We start from the raw sequence: 20,623 nt of genomic DNA on the forward strand, positions 1-20,623 counted from the left end.
CCGGAACGTTATGTGATCCGACGCCCTTCAGGCCGGTTTTGACCGCTGTTCATCCCGGGTTCACACCCGGCCCCGACCCCTGTGGCTCACTCCGCGGGGAGCACCGGCAGCAGTTCCGGGAGGTGGCCGTCGGAGGCGGTCGCCGTCCGCTGCCGCTCCTCCGGGACCTCCCCGTAGAGGGTCGTCCGGGGCTTCGCCGGGCGGCCCGCCGCGTCCGCGATCGCGACCAGGTCGCGGATCGACCGGTACGAGCCGTAACTCGACCCGGCCATGCGGGAGATGGTCTCCTCCATCAGCGTGCCGCCCAGGTCGTTGGCGCCCGAGCGGAGCATCTCGGCGGCGCCCTCGGTGCCCAGCTTCACCCAGCTGGTCTGGATGTTGGGGATGTGCGGGTGGAGGAGGAGCCTGGCCATCGCGATGACCGCGCGGTTGTCGCGGGCGGTGGGGCCGGGGCGGGCGATGCCCGCGAGGTAGACCGGCGCGTTGGTGTGGATGAAGGGGAGCGTCACGAACTCGGTGAAGCCTTGCCGCCCTGAATCCAACGCAGCCTGCTGGATGCGGGAGAGCGTCCGGAAGTGGCCGAGCCAGTGCCGGGGCTGGTCCACGTGCCCGTACATCATCGTCGAGCTCGACCGGATGCCCAGCTCGTGGGCGGTGGTGACGACCTCGATCCAGGTGGCGGTCGGCAGCTTGCCCTTGGTGAGGACCCAGCGGACCTCGTCGTCGAGGATCTCGGCGGCGGTGCCCGGGATCGAGTCGAGCCCGGCCTCCTTCGCCGCCGTCAGCCACTCCCGGATCGAGAGCCCCGTCCGGGTGGCGCCGTTGACGACCTCCATCGGGGAGAAGGCGTGCACGTGCATGCCGGGGACCCGCTCCTTCACCGCGCGCGCGATGTCGAAGTAGGCGGTGCCGGGCAGGTCGGGGTGGATGCCGCCCTGCATGCAGACCTCGACGGCGCCGACCTCCCAGGCCTGCTGGGCGCGGTCCGCGACCTGGTCGAGGGAGAGGGTGTAGGCGTCGGCGTCGGTCCGCCGCTGGGCGAAGGCGCAGAAACGGCAGCCGGTGTAGCAGACGTTGGTGAAGTTGATGTTCCGCGTGACGATGTACGTGACGTCGTCGCCGACGGCCGCCCGGCGGACGTCGTCCGCGATCCGGGTGAGGGCGTCGAGCGCGGGCCCGTCGGCGTGCAGCAGGGCCAGCGCCTGGGCGTCGGTGAGCTTCGTCGGGTCGTCGGCGGCGACGGCGAGGGCCTCGCGGACGTCGGTGTCGATGCGCTCGGGGACCATCCCGGGGGCGGCGGCCTCACGGAGCGCATCCCAGTCTCCGTACACCTCGTCGAAGTCGACGCGCCGGTCGTGCGTACGGCCCGTGGTGTCGATGGTGCGGTGCAGATCGGTGCGGCCGGCGGCGGTGAAGGCCTCGTCGGGCTCCTGCCAGGGCAGGCCGCGCACCGGCGCGTCGGGGTTGGCGAGGCCGGTCTCGGGGTCGGCGAGGGCGCGGACGTGCGGGAGGAGTCGGGGGTCGAGCCAGGGTTCGCCCCGGGTCACGAACTCCGGGTAGACGCAGAGCCGTTCGCGCAGCTCGAAGCCGGCGGCGGCGGACCGCTCGGCCAGCTCCTCGATCCTCGGCCAGGGCCGCTCGGGGTTGACGTGGTCGATGGTGAGCGGGGAGACCCCGCCCCAGTCGTCGATGCCGGCGGCGATGAGCCGCTCGTACTCGGAGTCGACCAGGTTCGGCGGGGCCTGGAGGCAGGCGGAGGGGCCCATGATGAGCCGCGCGACGGCGACCGTGGCCACGAGGTCGTCCAGCTCGGCGTCCGGCATCCCGCGCATGGCCGTGTCCGGCTTGGCGCGGAAGTTCTGGATGATCAGCTCCTGGATCGAGTGGTACGCGCGCGCCACGCGCCGCAGCGCGAACAGCGACTCGGCGCGCTCCTCGACGGTCTCCCCGATGCCGAGCAGCAGTCCGCTCGTGAAGGGCACGGAGGACCGGCCCGCGTCCTCCAGGACCCGCAGCCGCACGGCGGGCTCCTTGTCGGGAGAGCCGTGGTGGGGGCCGCCGGGCTCGCTCCACAGCCGGGTCGCGGTCGTCTCCAGCATCATGCCCATGGACGGCGCGACGGGCTTGAGCCGCTGGAAGTCGGTCCAGGACAGCACGCCCGGGTTGAGGTGCGGGAGGAGTCCCGTCTCCTCCAGGATCCGGATCGCCATGGCCCGTACGTACGCGATCGTGTCGTCGTACCCGTGGGCGTCGAGCCACTCCCGTGCCTCGGGCCACCGGTCCTCGGGCTTGTCGCCGAGGGTGATCAGGGCCTCCTTGCAGCCCATCTCGGCCCCGCGCCGGGCGATGTCGAGCACCTCGTCCGGCGACATGAACATCCCGTGCCCGGCCCGGCGCAGCTTGCCGGGGACGGTGACGAAGGTGCAGTAGTGGCACTTGTCCCGGCAGAGTCGGGTGAGCGGTATGAACACGCTCTTCGAGTACGTGATGACCCCGGGCCGCCCGGCCGCCTCAAGGCCGGCGTCCCGCACCCGCCCGGCGGACGCGACGAGGTCCGCCAGGTCCTCCCCGCGCGCCCGCAACAGCACGGCGGCCTCGGCGACATCGAGCGCGACCCCGTCCCTGGCCCGCTTGAGGGCGCGGCGCATGGCGTTCTCGGTGGGACGTGCTGCCTGGTGATCCGTCATGGACCGAGCATACGAGCGGGTACGACGGGGAGGGTTCGGGTCCCCGTAGGAAGGACGGTCAGTCGGTGTCCTCGGGATGCCGGGGCGCGGCGTACACCAGGTGCACCGTCCTGCGCGGCTCGTCGACGAGGTACCTGACCCGGCCTCCGGCCGTCACCTCGAACTCCCGCTGCGGGTAGGCCCGACCGCCGAGGGTCGCGGTGGCGAGGCGCCCGCGCAGCCTGTGCTGCCGGTCCGGATCGTCCTGCCGGAGCGGATTCCCGCGCAGGGCCTCGAAGCACCGCCGGGTGTTGCCTGGGGCTTCCGCGGCGAGTTCGCCCCAGCCCTTTGCAGCCTCGTTCGTCGCGAAGCGAAGACGCCACTCCTGGCCGACCGGTGGCGGGGCGACGTCGTCGCCGCGCTTCGGTGTCACGGAGCCGTCACCTCTCCATGGTCCTCGTCGGGGAGGGGGCGCGTGAGCTGGGCCGTGAGGCCCGGGTCGGCGAGGATGCGTGCGGTGGCCCGCCACTCCACGATCGTGCGGTGGAGGGTGGCGTGGACGTCCAGCTGCGCGGCGTCGTGTGTCGCGTCCAGCAGGTCCTGGACGAACTCCCTCAGCTCCTCGGCGGACAGATGCCGCACCCAGGGGAAGACCGAGGGCAGGGCCCGCCCTATGACGCGTGCACCGTCGTCGGCGGCGAGGAGAGCGGCCAGGAGACGGGCCGTGACGTCGGCCGTCTCCTCACGATCCTGGTCGTAGCCGGCGGTGGTGAGGTAGAGGTCCTGCCCGTCGCGGCGGGTGACGAGCAGGCGGTACTCGCTGTCGAGCCTCTCGGCGACCCGCTTCGAGTTCTTGGAGAGCTCGGAGAACGAGACGGTCTGGGTCAGCATGGACCGACAGTACTTCGGAACGTATTCCGAAGTCAATCGCTCAGATGTATGCGGCGTACGCGTCCAGGACCGTCAGGACCTCTCCCTCACCGCCCGGCGGCAGCTGGAGCACGACCTCCTCGCAGCCCAGCTCCGCGTAGTGCGCGAGCTTGCCGGGGCTGGGGAGGACCGCGAACGGGACCACCTGGAGGGTCTTCGGGTCGCGGCCCGCGCTCTCCCAGCCCTCCCGGAGGACCGGGAGCGACTCCGTCAGGCCCCGGCCGCCGATCGGCATCCAGCCGTCCGCCTCCGCGGCGATCCGCGCGAAGAGCTTCGGGCCCGCCGCGCCGCCGAGCAGGACGCGGGGCGCGCCGCCCGCCGGCTTGGGCCAGGCCTGCGACGCGCGGACGGAGCGGCCGAACTCCCCCGCGTACGCCGTGGGTTCCGGCGCCCACAGGGCCCGCATCAGGGCCAGCCGGTCGTGGGTGAGCCTCCGGCGCGTGGACCAGTCGACGACACCGTGGTCGGCGGCCTCCTCCCGGTTCCAGCCGTAGCCGACGCCGAGGGTGAAGCGGCCCCCGGAGAGATGGTCGAGCGTGGCGATCTGCTTGGCGAGGACGATCGGGTCGTGCTCGGTGATCAGGGTGATGCCGGTGCCGAGCCCGAGGCGCTCGGTGACGGCGGCGGCCTGGCCGAGCGCCACGAACGGATCGAGGGTGCGGCCGTACTCCCGGGGGAGGTCGCCGCCCGCAGGGTAGGGCGTGGTCCGCTCGACGGGGATGTGGGTGTGCTCGGGGAGGTAGAGCCCGGCGAAGCCGCGCTCCTCCAGCTCGCGCGCGAGCCGCACGGGGGTGATGGTCTCGTCGGTCAGGAAGATCGTGGTCGAGATCCGCATAGCGGCACGGTAGGGGGTGGGGCGCGGTTTTCCGAGGGGTACGACACGGGTGTCCGTCAGTCACGGACCGGGTCCACCGCCCGCTGCTCCGCCGCCAGGTCGCCGTACCCGCCGTGCTCCCAGACCTTCTCGCGGAAGCGCTGGAGGGTGAGCGGGGTGCGGTCCTCGCCGGGGACGTCCTGGAAGTGGACCGTGCCGCAGCGGTGGCAGTACCAGCCGTGCGACCAGAGTTCCTCGGCGCGGTGGCGCCCGCGCGTCAGGCGGGTGAAGGCGGCCCGGCGCCGCAGCAATACGACGAACACGAGGACGGCGGCGAGCAGCGCGAACGCCGAGATCCAGCCGAGGTACGCGAAGTCGGGCGGGGGCGCGGACTCGGCCGTACCCAGCGGATGCGAGTAGTCCGGCGTGGTCGAGCCGTCCGGGACGAGGTAGACACCGCCCACGCGCGGTACCCCGTCGCCGCCCGCCTCCGCAGGCTCGTCCTCGAACCAGTGCCCGGCCTGGACGCCTCCGATGAAGGTGGCGATCGAGACGAGGGCCGCGAGGACGCCGAGACAGCCGATGCCGTGGGAGGGCGCCTCGGGCACCGGCGCGAGCGCGTCGGAGAGTCCGGTGGTCACCGTCCGGGTCACGGTCCGCATGTCGCCGTCGCGGTTCCGCTCGCGGCTGGTGACCGCGTCCCGGCCTCCCAGGTACACGGCGGGTACGGCCTGCACCAGGTCGTCGCGATCGCACCCCGGGCAGGTGTTCCTCGTGCGGCTCATGGCTCCCCCTTCTTCCACGCCTGACCTGAGTGACGGGCTCATGCCATCGACGGTTCCGCCCGGTCCGTTCGAAAACCGCCTGCGCCTTCCCACACCGGCCCTCTACCGTGGCCCGGTGCTGCAGCGAATCGAGACGTTCTACGACGCCGTCCCCCGTTCCTCCGCCCGCGCCGAGGCGCACGGGCCCCTGACCCTGTTCGTGCAGGAGGGGAAGGGCTGGCCGTACTACGCCCGCCCCACGCTCGGCCACACCGGCGACGTGCCGGTCGACGCCGTGGAGAAGGTGCGGGCCCGGCAGCGGGAGCTGGGGGTGCCCGAGGCCTTCGAGTGGGTCGCGGAGACGACCCCGGGGCTGCGGGCCGCCGTGGAGGCGAGCGGGCTCACCGTCCACGAGCACCCGCTGATGGTCCTGGAGGGCGACGGGCTCCCCGTACCGGACCCCGAGGGGGTCACCGTGCGGATCGTCGACGCCGACGACACCGCCCTGGAGACCGCCGTCGCCGCCCCGTACGCGGCCTTCGGCATGGCGCCGGAGCCCGGCACCGCCGAGCGGATCGCCGAGCGGATCACGGCCGGGCTGACCCGGCTCGCCGCGGCCCTCGACGGCGCGGGCGGCGCCCTCGCGGCCGGGCAGCACCAGCCCGTCGGGCCGGTCTCCGAGGTCGTCGGCGTCGGCACCGTCCCGGCGGCCCGCCGCCGCGGCCTCGGGCTCGCGGTGACGGCCGCGCTGGTCGCAGACGCCCGGTCCCGGGGCGCGGAGCTCGTGTTCCTGACGGCGTCGGACGCGGACGTGGCCCGGCTCTACGGGCGGCTCGGCTTCCGCACGGTCGCGACCGCCCTCATCGCGGAGGCGTAGAAGGTCCCGGAAAAAAGTTCTCCGGTCGTGTCACATCCGCGCCGCCCCCTCCGTCATTGCTGTGGAAGCGACGCACGAGAGACGACGCACGAGAGACGCCGAGGAGCGATCACCATGGCCCACGAGCCCAAGGCCCGCATGACCAACCCCGCCTACGTCCTGCCCGACGCCGGAGCGGCGATCATGGACCTGGTGAAGGCCGCCCGCCAGGGCGGGGTCCCCGAGTCCACCCTGGAGCTCGTGCACCTGCGGGCCAGCCAGATCAACAACTGCGGCTTCTGCGTCGACTTCGGCGCGAAGAGCGCCCGGAAGAACGGGGTCGGCGACGAGAAGCTGTTCGCCGTCGCCGCCTGGCGCGAGACGCCGTACTTCTCCGACGAGGAGCGCGCGGCCCTCGCGCTCGCCGAGGCGGCGACCCGGCTCGCGGACGCCTCGGACGCGGTGCCGGACGCGATCTGGGACGCGGCGGCCGACCACTACGACGAGAAGCAGCTCGCCTCGATCGTGCTGATGGTCGCGATCACCAACCTCTTCAACCGCATCAACGTCACCGTCCGGCAGCCGGCCGGCGTCGCCCTGTAGGCGGTACGGGTCTCACGGGCCGCCCCGGTCCTCGTAACCGGATCCGGGCGGTCCGCGTTGGAGCGGGCATGAAGAGGATCCTCACCGCAGCCGCCCTGACCGCCATCGCCGCCGCGGGTGTCGCCGGCGCCACCGCCGGAACCGCCGCCGCCGACACCGGCGGCGTGAACCTGCCCTCCGTCGTCCCGCTCAGCGGCGTCCTGACCCCCAAGGCGAAGCCCGCCGGCACGCCCGACCTGCCGCCCGCGAACGCGGCGGTGGAGCGGCTGCTGCCCGGGCACTGACCCCGTACAGCGGAATGACGAAGGTGGCGGGACCCCCACGGGCCCGCCACCTTCGCGTTTCGGATGACTCGGGAAACGTACGACTCAGGAACGTACGACCGTCGTCGTCAGTCGGCGACCACCAGCGACGGGGTCTCCTTCGTCAGGATCTCGCCGCGGAAGAACGCCGGGCTCCTCCGCTGCATGACCAGCATGATCACCACGCCGAGGAGCAGCAGCCCGACCCCGATGACGAAGACCGAGCCGACGCCGAGGACGGCGGAGCCGGAGCCGTAGGCCGGGTCCCACATGTCGTACAGGGTCTTGCCGAAGACGGCCGTGAGCATCAGCCCGCCGAGCAGCGGCATCAGGCCCTTGTAGGCGAAGTCCCGGCCGGAGCGGAAGAGCTCGCCGCGGAAGTACCAGACGCAGGCGAAGGCCGTCAGGGCGTAGTAGAAGCAGATCATCAGGCCGAGCGCGTAGATGGTGTCGACCAGGACGTTCTCGCTGACGAGGGTCATCACCGTGTAGAAGACGCCGGTGGCGACGCCGGCCACGACGGTGGCCTTGCCGGGGGTCTTGAACACCGGGTGGACCTTGGTGAAGGACTTCGGCAGCGCCTCGTACGTGGACATGGCGAGCACCGTGCGGGCGACCGGGATGAAGGTCGTCTGGAGGCTCGCGGCCGCCGAGGCGAGGACCGCGACGAAGAGCAGGATGCCGAGCGTCGGGCCCATGACGGGGCCGGCGAGGGCGGCGAAGACGTTGTCGGAGGTCTCCGGGTTGGCGAGGCCGAGGCCCTCCTCGCCGGAGCCGACGGCCATCTGGGCGGCGATGCCGGTGGCGAGGTACGAGCCGACGAGGACGACCATCGCGATGAGCGCGGCGCGGCCGGGGGTCTTCGCGCTGCCGGTGGTCTCCTCGTTGGTCGCCATGCAGGCGTCCCAGCCCCAGTACATGAAGATCGAGAGCGAGAGGCCGGCGGTGAAGGCGGCGAAGGACTGGACCGCGAAGGGGTTCATCCAGGACCAGGAGAAGTCGACCGAGGTCTCGAAGGAGCCGGCCTTCGACAGCGCCATCGCCACGAAGACGACGAGGACGACGAGCTGGAGGCCGACGAGGGCGTACTGGATGCCCTTGGTGGCGGTCATGCCGCGGTAGCTGATCGCGGTGGCGACGGCGATGAGCGCGAGGCAGGTGACGATGTGGACGGCCTTGTTGTCGTCCAGGGCGGCGATGGATTCGCTGCCGCTGAGTTCACCCGCGAGGAGCCAGAAGTAGGAGGTCGCGACGCCCGCGAGGTTGGAGAGCACGATGATCGTCGCGATGACGAGGCCCCAGCCGCACATCCAGCCGATCCTGGGGCCGAAGGCCTTCACGGTCCAGGTGAAGGAGGTGCCGCAGTCGGGCATGACCCGGTTGAGCTCCCGGTACGCGAAGGCGACGAGGAGCATCGGGAGGAAGCCCGCGAGGAAGATCGCGGGCATCTGCAGGCCGACCTCGCCGGCCGTGGAGCCGAGGGTCGAGGTCAGGCAGTAGACGGGGGCGACGGTCGAGATGCCGATGACGGCACTGCCGAGCAGGCCGACGGAGTTGCCGCCGAGGCCCTTGGTGCGTACGCCGTGCTCGTCGCCGGGGGCGGCGCCCGGGGCGTCGACGCGCCTTACCGTGTCTCCGGCCTGGGGCCGTGCATCCACCTGAGTCATGAACAGGACGTTAAATGCTGCGGTTTCCACATCCGGAGGATCGAACTCCGCTCACCTGATCGATCATCGCCTTGCATTGCGGGGGTCGAAGCGGACCCACGCCGATGATTGAAAGATCGACGACCGCGACAGGCCGACCAACTGGTAGGTCGGTCGACCCGTGTCCGATATGCGGGAACCGCAGCTGTACCCCAAATGTCCGGTTTCAAAATTTCCCGAGGAATTTTCCCGAGGAATTTTCGGAGGCGTCCCCGGGGTGCCGTCGACCCGTGCTCAGCCCGGCCAGACGACCGCTTGGAGCTCGCTGTACGCGTGCAGCGCGTACGAGCCGACGTCCCGTCCGACACCGCTCCTCTTGAATCCGCCGAACGGTGCCTCCATGTTCCGCCCGATCGTGTTCACGCCCACCCCACCGGCCCGCAGCCGGGCCGCGACGCGGAAGGCCCGGGCCACGTCGCCCGACCAGACGTAGTCGATGAGCCCGTAGTCGCTGTCGTTGGCGAGCGCGATCCCCTCCTCCTCGTCGTCGAAGGGGACGACCACGACGACCGGCCCGAAGATCTCCTCCCGGACCACCCGCATCTCGTTGGTGCAGTCGGCGAGCAGGGTCGGGGCCACGTAGAAGCCCTTGGCGAAGTCCGGGCGCTCACCGCCCACGACGACCCGCGCCCCCTCCTTCCGCCCCAGCTCGACGTACGACTCCACGCGGTCGCGGTGGGCCGCCGAGATCACCGGGCCGACCACCGTGCCCTGTGCCGCCGGGTCCCCCACCGTCATGAAGGCCAGGTATCCGGTCAGCTTCTCGATCAGCCGCTCGTAGATCCCGCGCTGCGCGAGCACCCGGGTCGGGGCCGTGCAGATCTGCCCGCTGTAGAAGGCGAAGGTCGTCCCGATCCCCATCACCGCGGAGTCCAGGTCCGCGTCGTCGAAGACGACCGCGGCCCCCTTCCCGCCCAGCTCCATCAGCTGCCGCTTGAGCGAGCGCCCGCAGACCTCGCCGATCGCCTGCCCGACGGCCGTGGAGCCGGTGAAGGAGACCATGTCGACGTCCGGGGAGTCCACGGCCGCCCGCCCGGCCTCGGCCGAGGAGCCCGTGACCACGTTCACGACCCCCGCCGGGACCCCGGCCTCCGCCAGGGCCCGGGTCATCGCGTACACCGAGAGCGGGTCCTGCGGGGCGGGCTTCACGAGGACCGTGTTGCCCATCGCCAGCGCCGGCGCGATCTTGCCCGCCGGGTTGGCCCAGGGGTTGTTGTACGAGGTGATGCAGGTGACCACGCCGACCGGGCGCCGCACCGCGACCGCGCCGAACACCCCGGCCTTCCCCATCGGCCCGGCCTCGTTGATCTGCGGGGGCAGCGCCTGCTCGACCGGCTCCATGGCGCCCCGGGCGTACCGCCGGAAGCGCGAGGAGCCGACCGCGACCTGCATGCCGCGGGCGGTGCCCGTGGTGGCCCCGGTCTCGGCCCGCGCGAGCAGGACGTTCTCCTCGGCGTCCCGGGCCATGAGGTCGGCGGCCCGGTCGAGGATCGCCGCCCGCTCCTCGGGCCTCGTCCGCGACCACGAGTCGAAGGCCTCGCGGGCCGCGGCGGCCGCCTCGTGCACCTGGGCGCGCGACGCCTCCGGCGCCAGGCCGACGACCTCCTCCGTGGCCGGGTCGATCACCTCGTAGTGGCCGCCCTCGGGCTCGACCCACTCGCCGCCGATGAAAAGCCGTTCGGTCCTCACCTCGTGCTCACCGTCCTCGTGTCACGGCCGGAGCGCAGCACCCTGCCGGGGATCGCGCCGGTCACCTCGTCGTCCCGTACGGTCTCCACGCCGTTGACCCGGACCGAGACGATCCCGATCGCGCGCGAGTCCAGCCGCGGGCTGTCCCCCGGCAGGTCGTGCACGAGGGTCGCCGGGCCCGCCTCGATCCGCTCCGGGTCGAAGAGGACCAGGTCGGCGTGGAAGCCCTCCTCGATCCGGCCGCGCTCGCGCAGCCCGAAGAGCCGGGCCGGCTCGTCGGTCAGCATCCGCACCGCCCGCTCCAGGGGCACCAGCTTCCGGCCGCGCAGACAGTCGCCGAGGAAGCGGGTCGTGTACGGCGCCCCGCACATCCGGTCCAGGTGCGCGCCCGCGTCCGAGCCGCCGAGCAGGACGTCCTCGTGGTCCCAGGTCTCCCGGCGCAGCGCCCAGGAGGCCGGGTCGTTGTCGCTGGGCATCGGCCACAGGACGGTCCGCAGGTCGTCGTTGGCACAGATCTCGACGAGGCACTGGAAGGCGTCCTGGCCGCGCTCGGCCGCGATGTCCTTCACGACCCGGCCGGTCAGGCCCTCGTTCTCGCGGCTGTACGTGTCGCCGATGACGTACCGGCCGAAGTGGGCGAGCCGCCGGAAGACCCCGGCCTCCTTGGAGTCGGCGCGGCGCAGCATCCCGGCCCGTACGTCGGGGTCGCGGAGCTTCGCGATCCGCTCGGGGACGGGGAGCGCGAGGATCTCGCCCCAGCCGGGGATGAGGTTGAGCGCGCAGAAGGTGCCGAGCGACATGTTCATCGGGGTGAGGATCGGCATGGTGAGGGCGACGATCCGGCCGCCGGACTTGCGGGCCCGCTCGGAGGCGGTGAGCTGGCGCGGGACGCGCTCGGGGACGGTGGCGTCGATGGTGAGGACGTTCCAGTTGAGCGGCCTTCCCGCCGCGGCCGTCATCTCGACGAAGAGGTCGATCTCGGCGTCGGAGAACTGGTCGAGGCAGCCCGCGAGGATCGCCTCCAGCTGGGTGCCCTCGTGCTCGCCGACGGCCCGGGAGAGGGCGACCAGCTCGGCGGGCGTGGCGTGCCGGGAGGCGACGGGGGCGCCGTCGCCGTCGGAGTGGGTGGCGGACTGGGTGGTGGAGAGTCCCCAGGCCCCGGCCTCCATGGCCGCCTTGAGGAGGGAGACCATCTGCTCCAGCTGCTCGGGCGTGGGCTGCCCGCCGACGGCGTCGGCGCCCATCACGTACCGGCGCAGGGCGCAGTGTCCGACCATGAAGCCGGCGTTGACGGCGATCCGTCCTTCGAGGGCGTCGAGGTACTCGGCGAAGGACGACCATCCCCAGTCGACGCCCTCCTCCAGGGCCGCCAGGGCCATGCCCTCGACCTTGGACATCATGCGGCGCGTGTAGTCGGCGTCCTCGGGCCGGTCCGGGTGGAGCGGGGCGAGGGTGAAGCCGCAGTTGCCGCCGGCGACGGTGGTGACGCCGTGGTTCATGGAGGGGGTGGCGTACGGGTCCCAGAAGAGCTGGGCGTCGTAGTGGGTGTGCGGGTCGACGAAGCCGGGGGTGAGGACGAGGCCGGTGGCGTCCTCGGTGGTCCGGGCCTCCTCGCGGACGGTGCCGGGTTCGGCGACGACGGCGATGCGGCCGTCGCGTATCCCGACGTCGGCGGTGAAGGCGGGGGCGCCGGTGCCGTCCACGACGGTGGCGCCGGTGATCAGGTGGTCGAGCATGACGTTCCCTTTCTGGACGTGGACACGGGTGCGCCCCGGACCGGGGGCCGCCGCGGAACGGCCTCCGGCCGGGGCCGGTACGGGGCGGCGGTCCGGGAAGACACCACCCCGCGCTCGAACGCCGGGGCTCCGTCGCCTACTGGCCCGCGGCCTGGCGGAAGCGGGTCGTGCGGTGGACCGGGTCCGTGTCGATCTTGGGGATCACGTGCTCACCGATCAGCTTGATCGAGTTCATCGTGTCCTCGTACGGGATCCCGATCGGGATCCCGAAGGAGAGCTGGTCCGCCCCGGCCTGCTCCCAGCGCTTGCACTGGGAGAGGACCTCCGAGGGGTCGCCGCAGATCATCAGCTCCTCCTGGATGAGGAGTTCGATGATCTCGGCCGAGTACTCGGGGAGCAGCTCGGGCCACTCCGGGATGCCCTCCGGCCGGGGGAAGGTGTCGTGGTAGCGGAAGAGCAGCGACTGGAGGTAGTTGAGGCCGCCGGAGACGGCGATCTCGACGGCCTTGTCGTGGGTCTCCGCGCAGATCGCGGTGGAGGTGACCATGACGTTGTCGTTGACGAAGTCACCGACGGCCCTGGCCTCCTTGATCGCCGTCTTGTAGGACTCGACGACCCACTCCATGTCGGAGACCTTCTGCACGCTGAAACCGAGGACGCCGAGGCCCTTCTTGGCGGCCATGGCGTACGAGGAGGGGGACCCGGCCGCGTACCACATGGCGGGGTGGGACTTCCCGTACGGCTTGGGCAGGATCTTGCGGGGCGGCAGCGACCAGTGCTCGCCCTGGAAGCCGACGTACTCGTCCTGGAGCCACATCTTGGGGAACTCGGCGATCGTCTCCTCCCAGATCTCCTTCGTGTGGTTCATGTCGGTGATGCCCGGCATGAACCCGAGGATCTCGTGGGAGCCCGCGCCGCGTCCCGAGCCGAACTCGAAGCGCCCGCCGGAGAGGTGGTCGAGCATGGCGACCTTCTCGGCCACCTTCACCGGGTGGTTGACGGGGGCGAGGGGGTTGAAGATGCCGGAGCCGAGGTGGATCCGCTCGGTGGCGTGGGCGAGGTAGCCGAGGTAGACGTCGTTGGCGGAGATGTGCGAGTACTCGTCCAGGAAGTGGTGCTCGGAGGCCCAGGCGTACTTGAACCCGGACTTGTCCGCCTGGATGACGTACTCGGTCTCCTCCATGAGGGCCTTGTGCTCGGCTTCGGGATCGGTCTCGGCGCGCTTGCCGACGTATCCCTGTACGAAGATCCCGAATTCCAAGGGGTTCACCGTCCTCATTATTTCTGACGAACCGTCAGATCTCTGATGTGCCCGACTGTCGCACCACGGGGTGGGTGCGTCAATACCTGATGACCCGTCAGCTGGAGCGGGGCCGCCCTCAGAACAGGCTCACGCCCGCCAGCCAGCCGCCGTCGATCACGAACGGCTGGCCCGTGATGTACGCCGAGTCCTCGCCCGTCAGGAAGAGCGCGAGGGCCGCCACCTCCGCGGGGCGGCCGATCCGCCCGAGCGGCACGAGCTTCCGGTACAGCTCGGCCGTGGACGCCGGGTCCACGCCCTCCGGATTGCTCATCGGGGTGTCGATCGCCCCGGGGCAGACCGCGTTCACCCGGATGTTCCGCCCGGCCAGCTCCAGCGCCGCGACCTTGGTGAGCCCGAGGACGGCGTGCTTGGAGGCCGCGTAGGCGCCGACCCCGGCCATGCCGGTGAGCCCCGTGTACGAGGCGGTGTTGACGATGGTCCCGCCGCCGGCCGCCGCGATCTCGGGCGCGACCGTGCGGATGCCCAGGAAGCAGCCGGTCTGGTTGACCGAGACGATCGCCTGGAACTCCTCCAGGGGCGTGGCGAGCAGCTCGTTGAAGCGGAGGATCCCGGCGTTGTTGACCAGACCGTCGATCTTCCCGAACCGCTCCTTGGCCGTGTCCACGGCCGCCGACCAGTCATCCTCCCTGGTCACGTCCAGGTGCACGAAGACGGCCCGCTCCTCCCCCAGCTCCTTGGCCAGCGCCTCGCCCGCGCCGTCGAGCACGTCCGCGAGGACGACCCGCGCGCCCTCGGCGGCGAAGAGCCGCGCCTCCTGTTCGCCCTGCCCGCGCGCCGCGCCGGTGACGAGGACGACCCGTCCGTCGAGCTTGCCCATGCCTGCCACGCTCCTCAGTTCAGATGGGGGGCGACCTCCGTGCCGAAGGCCGCCATCTGGTCGATGAGTTCGGTACGGCTCCGGGAGCGGAACCGGACCTGGATCTGGTCCACGCCCATCTCCCCGTACGCGCGCAGGGAGGCGGCGATCTCCTCCGGGGAGCCGCTCAGGGTGCGCCGGCCGACCTCCCAGCCGGGGGCGCCGACGTACAGCGCCTCGGTGATGGCGCCGACCGTGATCGGCTCGGCGATCCCGGCCTCCGCGCGGAGCCGGAGCAGCCGGGTGATCTGGACGGCGAGCTTCTCGCGCGGGTCGCCCTGGGGCAGCCAGCCGTCGCCCTTGAGCGCGGCCCGGCGCACGGCGGCCGGCGAGGAGCCGCCCACCCAGACCGGGACCCGCTCCTGGGCGGGCCGGGGCAGCTGCCCGAGGCCCTTGAACGCGAACCGCTCTCCCAGGTGCTCGGGGTACTCCTCGGGCCCGAGGGCCGCCCGGAGCGCGTCGACCGTCTCGTCGAGCACGGCGCCCCGGCGCTCGAAGTCCACGCCGAGCACCTCGAACTCCTCCTGGACGTGCCCGGCGCCGACCCCGAGGACGAGGCGGCCGCCGGAGAGGTGGTCGAGGGTGGCGTACGCCTTGGCGGTGACGAGCGGATGGCGCAGGCCGACGACGGCGACGTGCGAGAGGAGCCGGACCCGCTCGGTGGCGGCGGCGAGGAAGGAGAGCGTGGCGACCGGGTCGTACCAGACGGTGCTCATCGCCCCCGCGAGCCGGCGCGGGATGGCGACGTGGTCGCAGCTCGCGAGGTAGTCGAAGCCGTGGGCCTCGGCGGCCCGGGCGACGGCGAGCAGGTCGGCCGGGCCCGCGGCCGCCTCCCAGGCCTCGGCGTAGAGGGTGGATTGCGACTGGACGGGCAGCTGCATCCCGTAGACCACCATGGGAACCCCTTAACTGACGGTGCGTCAGAATGCGAAGGGGCCCATCGTCACCGCCGACACGCCATCAGGCAAGGGTTACGGCGGGAGCGGTCGCCCGCGCGGCAAGGGGTCTGCCCAGGAGTCGCCAAGGCAATGTTTATGGCATACGATTCTTTGTACATCACCAACATCGCAGGCGAGGAGGCGCGGCATGGCCGTGACCCAGATCGACATAGACGATGACGCGCTGCAACGCGCCATGGCCCTGTCCAAGGCCAGGACCAAGAAGGAGGCCGTCAATCTCGCCCTCCGGTTCTACGCCGACCGGCAGGAGCGCGCCGCACGCATCAGCCGCCACTTCGAGCGCGCACGCAAGTGGGGGGCGGTCGAGGACGCCGAGCAGTTGCACCGAGCCGAGAAGGACGGTCGGTGATCTACCTCCTCGACACATCCGGCCTCGTCCGGCTGCTCAGCGACCCCGAACTCCAGTCGGCCTGGTACGACGCCATCGACGCCGAGGCGATCGCCTCCTGCTACCCGCAGCGCACCGAGTTCCTGTACAGCGCTCGGAGCGGCCGCGAGTACGACGAGATCGCCGAGATGTTCACCGACCTCTACCCCGACGTGGCGGTGCCCAAGACCGCGGGACGCTGGATCGGCTCCGTGCAGCACCGGATGGCGAGGGCCGGGGAGCACAGGAGCGCCTCGGCCGTCGATCTGATCATCGCGGCCACCGCGGCCCATCACGGGCTGACCGTCCTCCATGACGACGTCGACTACCGCACCATCGCCCGGCACGCGGCCGACCTGAGCGAGCACGACATCCACGACGTCCGGTAGGGCCGCGCGGCGGCGGATTCCAGGGCCCCGCCGCTCCGCGCGTCACCGGTCACGGGCGCCAGAGACCCTCCGGTGTCAGTCCCAGCAGGTCGATCGCGTTGCCGCGCACGATCCGGTCGACGACGTCCGGGGACAGGTGGCCCATCTGGGCCTCGCCGACCTCCCGCGACTTGGGCCAGGTGGAGTCGGAGTGCGGGTAGTCCGTCTCGTACAGGACGTTCCCGGCCCCGATGGCGTCGAGGTTGCGGAGCCCGAACGCGTCGTCGAAGAAGCAGCCGAAGACATGGCCGGCGAAGAGCTCGGACGGCGGGCGCAGGACCTTGTCCGCGACCCCGCCCCAGCCGCGGTTCTCCTCCCAGACGACGTCGGCGCGCTCCAGGATGTACGGGATCCAGCCGATCTGTCCCTCCGCGTACATGATCCGCAGGTTCGGGAAGCGCTCGAACTTGCCGCTCATCAGCCAGTCGACCATCGAGAAGCAGCAGTTCGCGAAGGTGATGGTGGAGCCGACCGCCGGCGGGGCGTCCGCGGAGGTGGACGGCATCCGGCTGGAGGAGCCGATGTGCATGGCGATGACCGTGCCGGTCTCGTCGCAGGCGCGGAAGAAGGGGTCCCAGTGGTCCGTGTGGACCGAGGGGAGCCCGAGGTGGGGCGGGATCTCGGAGAACGCGACGGCCCGGACCCCGCGCGCCGCGTTGCGCCGGACCTCGGCGGCGGCGAGCTCGGGATCCCAGAGCGGGATGAGGGTGAGCGGGATGAGCCGCCCGTGCGCCTCGGGGCCGCACCACTCCTCGACCATCCAGTCGTTGTAGGCGCGGACGCAGAGGAGGCCGAGCTCGCGGTCGCTCGCCTCGGTGAAGGTCTGCCCGCAGAAGCGCGGGAAGGTCGGGAAGCAGAGCGCGGACTGGACGTGGTTGACGTCCATGTCGGCGAGGCGGTCGGGGACCGAGTGGGAGCCGGGCCTCATCTGCTCGTACGTGATGACTTCGAGCCGGATCTCGTCGCGGTCGTAGCCGACGGCGGTGTCGAGCCGGGTGAGGGGGCGGTGCAGGTCCTCGTAGACCCACCAGTCGCCGACGGGGCCGTCGTCACCCTTGGCGCCCATGACCGGGGCGAACTTGCCGCCGAGGAAGGTCATTTCCTTGAGGGGGGCGCGGACGATCCGGGGGCCGGTGTCGCGGAAGCGGGACGGGAGCCGGTCCCGCCAGACGTGCGGGGGCTCCACGGTGTGGTCGTCCACCGAGATGATCTTCGGGAAGGTCTCCATGGTCTCCATGGCCTTCACGGTAGCGCCGATCTGACGACCCGTCAGCTATTGTGGCGTACAACGGTCGCGCAACGGCCCCGTCCCAACCCCGCTCCGGGCCCCACCCGATGCTGACGGACTCCCTCCGGACAAGGCAGACTGACTGTCCTGGGCGAAACCAGCGGTACGGGCAGGGGGAGCGATGGACCGTGAAGACGGGCCGCGAGTTCCGGTGCAGCGGGCTCCGAAGGCGAGCGCGGGTGCCGACGCGGGCGCGGGCACGGATTCCGAGGTGAACACCGGCACGGGCACCGCCCCGGGAACGGGCGCCGGCAGCGGTCGGGGCGCGGGCAGCGGTCCGGGAACGGGTACGGGCAGCGGAGCCGCCCCGGGCGCGGGTACCAGTACTGGTACCGGTACCGGCACCGGCGGTGCGCTGCGTTTCGCCGTGCTCGGCCCCGTACGGGCCTGGCGCGACGGCGAAGCCCTGCCCACCGGCTCGCCCCAGCAGCGCGCCCTGCTCGCCGCCCTGCTCCTGCGCGGCGGACGCACCGCCACCGCGTCCGAGCTGATCGACGCCCTCTGGGGCGACGACCCGCCCTCGCAGGCCCTCGCGGCCGTACGGACGTACGCCTCCCGCCTCCGCAAGGCCCTGGACCCCAAGGTCCTCGTCAGCGAGTCCGGCGGCTACGCCCTGCGCACCTCAGCCGCCACGCTCGACCTCACCACCGCCCAGGAACTCGCCGCCGAGGCCGAGAAGCTGCGGGCCTCCGGCGACCGCGCGGCCGCCCGGGCGCGGCTCGCCGAGGCCCTCGCCCTGTGGGACGGCGAGGTGCTGGCCTCCGTGCCCGGCCCGTACGCCGAGACGCAGCGGACCCGCCTGGAGGAATGGCGGCTCACGCTCCTCGAAACCCGCCTGGACATCGACCTGGAGGTCGGCGCGCACGCCGAGGCCGTCTCCGAACTGACCGCGCTCACCGCCGCGCACCCGCTGCGCGAGCGGCTCCGCGAGCTGCTCATGCTCGCCCTCTACCGCGGCGGACGGCAGGCCGAGGCGCTCGCCGTGTACGCCGACACGCGCCGGCTCCTCGCCGACGAGCTCGGCGTCGACCCGACGCCCGAACTCGCCCGGCTCCAGCAGCGCATCCTCCAGGGCGACGCCGAACTCGCCCTCCCGGTCGAGGAGGTGGCCCCGGCCGCCGCACCCGTCGCGCGCCCGGCCCAACTCCCGGCGACCGTCCCTGACTTCACCGGCCGCACCTCCTTCGTACGGGAACTCGGCGCCCGGCTCGCCACCGCCGAGGGCCACGTCATGGCGGTGTCGGCGCTCGCCGGCATCGGCGGCGTCGGCAAGACGACGCTCGCCGTGCACGTGGCCCACGAGGCCAGGCCGCACTTCCCGGACGGCCAGCTGTACGTGGACCTCCAGGGCGCGGGCAACCGCGCCGCGGCGCCCGAGACGGTCCTCGGCTCCTTCCTCCGCGCCCTCGGCACCCCGGACTCGGCGATCCCGGCCTCGCTCGACGACCGGGCCGCGCTCTACCGCTCGACCCTGGACGGCCGCCGGGTCCTCGTCCTCCTGGACAACGCCCGGGACGCGGCCCAGATCCGCCCCCTCCTGCCCGGCACGGCCGGCTGCGCGGCCCTGGTCACCAGCCGCATCCGGATGGTCGACCTGGCCGGCGCGCACCTGGTGGACCTGGACGTGATGTCCCCGGAGGAGGCGCTCCAGCTCTTCACGAGGATCGTCGGCGAGGAGCGCGTCCAGGCGGAGCGGGAAGCGGCCCTGGACGTGGTCGCCGCCTGCGGCTTCCTCCCCCTCGCGATCCGTATCGCCGCCTCCCGGCTGGCGGCCCGCCGCACCTGGACGGTCTCGGTCCTGGCCGCCAAGCTGGCGGACGAACGCCGACGCCTCGACGAACTCCAGGCGGGCGACCTCGCGGTCAAGGCCACCTTCGAACTCGGCTACGGCCAGCTCGAACCGGCCCAGGCCCGCGCCTTCCGCCTCCTCGGCCTCGCCGACGGCCCGGACATCTCGCTCGCGGCGGCCGCCGCGGTCCTCGACCTCCCGCTCTGGGACACGGAGGACCTCCTGGAGGCCCTGGTCGACACGTCCCTCCTGGAATCGGCGGCGCCCGGCCGCTACCGCTACCACGACCTGGTCCGGCTCTACGCGCGTGCCTGCGCGGACCGCGACGAACAGCCCCCGTCGGAGAAGGAGTCGGCGCTCTCCCGGCTCCTGGACTTCTACCTCTCGACGGCGGCCCGGGTCTACGCGATCGAACGCCCGGGCGACCGCCTGGTCGACCACCTGGAACCCACGACCCACGAGGGCCTCACCTTCACCGACCGCCACACGGCCCAGGACTGGCTCTACGCCGAGGCCAACTGCCTCCTCGCCTGCGTCCGCCACTCCGCCGCCGCCCCGGCGACGCTCCGCCGCGCGGTGGACCTCCTGTGGGCGTCCCTGGACCTCGCGGAGTCGGGCGCGAACTCCCGGGAGTACGAGGCGGTGGCGACGGTCCTGCGGAAGGCGGCGGGCGCGGCGGGCGACGTCCGCGCCGAGGGCCGGGCGGCCCTGACCCTGGCCTACGTCCACCACCACCAGGGGCGCTTCGACCGGGCCGAGCAGGAGGCGGACGAGGTCGTCCGCATGGCCCGGTCCGTCGACGATCCGCTGCCCATCTGCTGGGCGTCGAACGCCAGGGGCGCCATCGCGCTCTACCAGACCCGGTACGAGGACGGAGACCGGCATCTCACCCTCGCCATCGCCGGGTTCCGCGCCGCCGGGGACCGGGCCGGCGAGGCCGCGGCGCTCTGCAACCTCTCCCGCATCCACCTCGCGACGGGCCGGCGGGAGGACGCCGTCCGCATGGCCCAGCAGGGCGTGGACATGTACGACGAGATGGGCCACGCCCTCCGCGGGGCGAACGGCCGCTACGCCCTCGGCCTCGCGCTCACCGAGAGCGGACAGCTCCCGGCGGCGGGCGAGCGGCTCCGCGAGGCGCTCGCCGTCTTCGTCGACAGCCGGCAGCGGCTGTGGGAGGGCATGGCGCTCTTCCGCATCGCGGAGGTCGACATCGCCGCCCACCGGTACGGGGCCGCCGCCGCGGGTGCGGAGAAGGCGCTGACCGTACTCCGCGGCATCGGCGGCGACTGGCGGCGGGGAAACGTCCTCACCGTCCTCGGCCGGGCGCTGCACGGCATCGGGCAGTCGGGCCGGGCCCAGGTCTGCTGGCGGGAGGCCCTCGACATCTACGAGGAGCTGTCGGTCCCGGAGGCGTCCGACGTCAGGGCGCTGCTGGCCCCCGTGTCGGCCGTCTGAACCAGGCTCCCGCCGAGGGGCGTTCATCATTCGTTTATCGCCACCCGGCAGAGTTGTCCTCAACGATCCGCCGTGTCGGGGGGCAGACGGG

The 20,623-nt window shown here is 72.2% G+C and carries 18 protein-coding genes; 6 read left to right on the forward strand and 12 right to left on the reverse strand.

What is annotated here, in order from left to right; genetic code table 11:
- Window positions 1–86: 86 nt before the first annotated feature.
- From OG361_RS16980 to OG361_RS17000, 5 genes are read right to left on the reverse strand one after another with little or no spacing between them, the layout of a single operon-like run.
- Window positions 87–2,687 carry a bifunctional FO biosynthesis protein CofGH gene (locus OG361_RS16980; RefSeq protein WP_405854439.1) on the reverse strand — a complete coding sequence of 867 codons (2,601 nt, stop codon included), beginning with the start codon at window positions 2,685–2,687 and terminating at the stop codon, window positions 87–89.
- 58 nt (window positions 2,688–2,745) lie between these two features.
- Entirely contained in the window at window positions 2,746–3,099 is a 354-nt protein-coding gene (locus OG361_RS16985; RefSeq protein ID WP_405854441.1) for a hypothetical protein, read from the reverse strand.
- Entirely contained in the window at window positions 3,096–3,557 is a 462-nt protein-coding gene (locus OG361_RS16990) for a prevent-host-death family protein (RefSeq protein WP_405854443.1), read from the reverse strand. The genes OG361_RS16985 and OG361_RS16990 overlap by 4 nt, the downstream gene beginning before the upstream one ends.
- 40 nt (window positions 3,558–3,597) lie before the next feature.
- On the reverse strand, window positions 3,598–4,431 hold the full coding sequence (locus tag OG361_RS16995; protein ID WP_405854444.1) for an LLM class F420-dependent oxidoreductase: 834 nt from the start codon (window positions 4,429–4,431) through the stop codon (window positions 3,598–3,600).
- Window positions 4,432–4,487: 56 nt separating this feature from the next.
- Window positions 4,488–5,195, reverse strand: coding sequence for a hypothetical protein (locus tag OG361_RS17000; protein ID WP_405854446.1), 708 nt, complete (start codon window positions 5,193–5,195; stop codon window positions 4,488–4,490).
- 115 nt (window positions 5,196–5,310) lie between these two features.
- On the opposite strand from OG361_RS17000, the gene OG361_RS17005 reads away from it, so the two are divergent.
- From OG361_RS17005 to OG361_RS17015, 3 genes are all read left to right on the forward strand, one after another.
- Entirely contained in the window at window positions 5,311–6,051 is a 741-nt protein-coding gene (locus OG361_RS17005; RefSeq protein WP_405854448.1) for a GNAT family N-acetyltransferase, read from the forward strand.
- A 114-nt stretch (window positions 6,052–6,165) separates the two neighbouring features.
- Window positions 6,166–6,633, forward strand: a complete 468-nt coding sequence (locus tag OG361_RS17010; protein ID WP_405854450.1) for a carboxymuconolactone decarboxylase family protein — start codon at window positions 6,166–6,168, stop codon at window positions 6,631–6,633.
- 68 nt (window positions 6,634–6,701) lie between these two features.
- Window positions 6,702–6,917: a hypothetical protein gene (locus OG361_RS17015; protein ID WP_384567003.1), complete on the forward strand. Its 216-nt coding sequence runs from the start codon at window positions 6,702–6,704 to the stop codon at window positions 6,915–6,917.
- A gap of 107 nt (window positions 6,918–7,024) precedes the next feature.
- Here the strand turns inward: OG361_RS17015 and OG361_RS17020 are convergent, their stop codons facing one another.
- The 6 genes from OG361_RS17020 to OG361_RS17045 form a co-directional block, all read right to left on the reverse strand.
- Window positions 7,025–8,602 (reverse strand): APC family permease, encoded by a 1,578-nt coding sequence (locus OG361_RS17020; protein ID WP_405854452.1) that lies wholly within the window; start codon window positions 8,600–8,602, stop codon window positions 7,025–7,027.
- 273 nt (window positions 8,603–8,875) lie between these two features.
- Window positions 8,876–10,330, reverse strand: coding sequence for an aldehyde dehydrogenase family protein (locus OG361_RS17025; RefSeq protein WP_405854454.1), 1,455 nt, complete (start codon window positions 10,328–10,330; stop codon window positions 8,876–8,878).
- Complete coding sequence (locus tag OG361_RS17030; RefSeq protein WP_405854456.1) at window positions 10,327–12,066, reverse strand: amidohydrolase family protein; 1,740 nt, start codon at window positions 12,064–12,066, stop codon at window positions 10,327–10,329. The genes OG361_RS17025 and OG361_RS17030 overlap by 4 nt, the downstream gene beginning before the upstream one ends.
- Window positions 12,067–12,202: 136 nt before the next feature.
- Window positions 12,203–13,327, reverse strand: a complete 1,125-nt coding sequence (locus tag OG361_RS17035; protein ID WP_405862295.1) for an LLM class flavin-dependent oxidoreductase — start codon at window positions 13,325–13,327, stop codon at window positions 12,203–12,205.
- A 118-nt stretch (window positions 13,328–13,445) separates the two neighbouring features.
- On the reverse strand, window positions 13,446–14,207 hold the full coding sequence (locus OG361_RS17040) for an SDR family NAD(P)-dependent oxidoreductase (RefSeq protein ID WP_405854458.1): 762 nt from the start codon (window positions 14,205–14,207) through the stop codon (window positions 13,446–13,448).
- Between the two features lie 14 nt (window positions 14,208–14,221).
- On the reverse strand, window positions 14,222–15,142 hold the full coding sequence (locus OG361_RS17045) for an LLM class F420-dependent oxidoreductase (protein ID WP_405854460.1): 921 nt from the start codon (window positions 15,140–15,142) through the stop codon (window positions 14,222–14,224).
- 190 nt (window positions 15,143–15,332) lie between these two features.
- Here OG361_RS17045 and OG361_RS17050 point away from each other — a divergent pair, with 190 nt between their 5' ends.
- Window positions 15,333–15,554, forward strand: a complete 222-nt coding sequence (locus OG361_RS17050) for a type II toxin-antitoxin system VapB family antitoxin (protein ID WP_405854462.1) — start codon at window positions 15,333–15,335, stop codon at window positions 15,552–15,554.
- The gene (locus tag OG361_RS17055) at window positions 15,551–15,961 is read left to right on the forward strand and encodes a PIN domain-containing protein (protein ID WP_405854464.1); all 411 of its coding nucleotides are present in this window, start codon (window positions 15,551–15,553) and stop codon (window positions 15,959–15,961) included. The genes OG361_RS17050 and OG361_RS17055 overlap by 4 nt, the downstream gene beginning before the upstream one ends.
- A gap of 49 nt (window positions 15,962–16,010) precedes the next feature.
- On the opposite strand, the gene OG361_RS17060 is transcribed toward OG361_RS17055, so the two are convergent.
- Window positions 16,011–17,228 (reverse strand): amidohydrolase family protein, encoded by a 1,218-nt coding sequence (locus OG361_RS17060; RefSeq protein ID WP_405862297.1) that lies wholly within the window; start codon window positions 17,226–17,228, stop codon window positions 16,011–16,013.
- A gap of 181 nt (window positions 17,229–17,409) precedes the next feature.
- On the opposite strand from OG361_RS17060, the gene OG361_RS17065 reads away from it, so the two are divergent.
- Window positions 17,410–20,532, forward strand: coding sequence for an AfsR/SARP family transcriptional regulator (locus tag OG361_RS17065; protein ID WP_405854466.1), 3,123 nt, complete (start codon window positions 17,410–17,412; stop codon window positions 20,530–20,532).
- Window positions 20,533–20,623 lie beyond the last annotated feature (91 nt).

The organism is Streptomyces sp. NBC_00090 (assembly GCF_045160815.1).
Lineage (GTDB): Bacteria > Actinomycetota > Actinomycetes > Streptomycetales > Streptomycetaceae > Streptomyces.

What these genes read in the sequence shown, in the direction of transcription:
- OG361_RS16980 (WP_405854439.1), bottom strand. Translation starts at nt 2,687, where the DNA reads ATGACGGATCACCAGGCAGCACGTCCCACCGAGAACGCCATGCGCCGC.
- OG361_RS16990 (WP_405854443.1), bottom strand. Translation starts at nt 3,557, where the DNA reads ATGCTGACCCAGACCGTCTCGTTCTCCGAGCTCTCCAAGAACTCGAAG.
- OG361_RS16995 (WP_405854444.1), bottom strand. Translation starts at nt 4,431, where the DNA reads ATGCGGATCTCGACCACGATCTTCCTGACCGACGAGACCATCACCCCC.
- OG361_RS17000 (WP_405854446.1), bottom strand. Translation starts at nt 5,195, where the DNA reads ATGAGCCGCACGAGGAACACCTGCCCGGGGTGCGATCGCGACGACCTG.
- OG361_RS17010 (WP_405854450.1), top strand. Translation starts at nt 6,166, where the DNA reads ATGGCCCACGAGCCCAAGGCCCGCATGACCAACCCCGCCTACGTCCTG.
- OG361_RS17015 (WP_384567003.1), top strand. Translation starts at nt 6,702, where the DNA reads ATGAAGAGGATCCTCACCGCAGCCGCCCTGACCGCCATCGCCGCCGCG.
- OG361_RS17020 (WP_405854452.1), bottom strand. Translation starts at nt 8,602, where the DNA reads ATGACTCAGGTGGATGCACGGCCCCAGGCCGGAGACACGGTAAGGCGC.
- OG361_RS17030 (WP_405854456.1), bottom strand. Translation starts at nt 12,066, where the DNA reads ATGCTCGACCACCTGATCACCGGCGCCACCGTCGTGGACGGCACCGGC.
- OG361_RS17040 (WP_405854458.1), bottom strand. Translation starts at nt 14,207, where the DNA reads ATGGGCAAGCTCGACGGACGGGTCGTCCTCGTCACCGGCGCGGCGCGC.
- OG361_RS17045 (WP_405854460.1), bottom strand. Translation starts at nt 15,142, where the DNA reads ATGGTGGTCTACGGGATGCAGCTGCCCGTCCAGTCGCAATCCACCCTC.
- OG361_RS17050 (WP_405854462.1), top strand. Translation starts at nt 15,333, where the DNA reads ATGGCCGTGACCCAGATCGACATAGACGATGACGCGCTGCAACGCGCC.
- OG361_RS17060 (WP_405862297.1), bottom strand. Translation starts at nt 17,228, where the DNA reads ATGGAGACCTTCCCGAAGATCATCTCGGTGGACGACCACACCGTGGAG.
- OG361_RS17065 (WP_405854466.1), top strand. Translation starts at nt 17,410, where the DNA reads ATGGACCGTGAAGACGGGCCGCGAGTTCCGGTGCAGCGGGCTCCGAAG.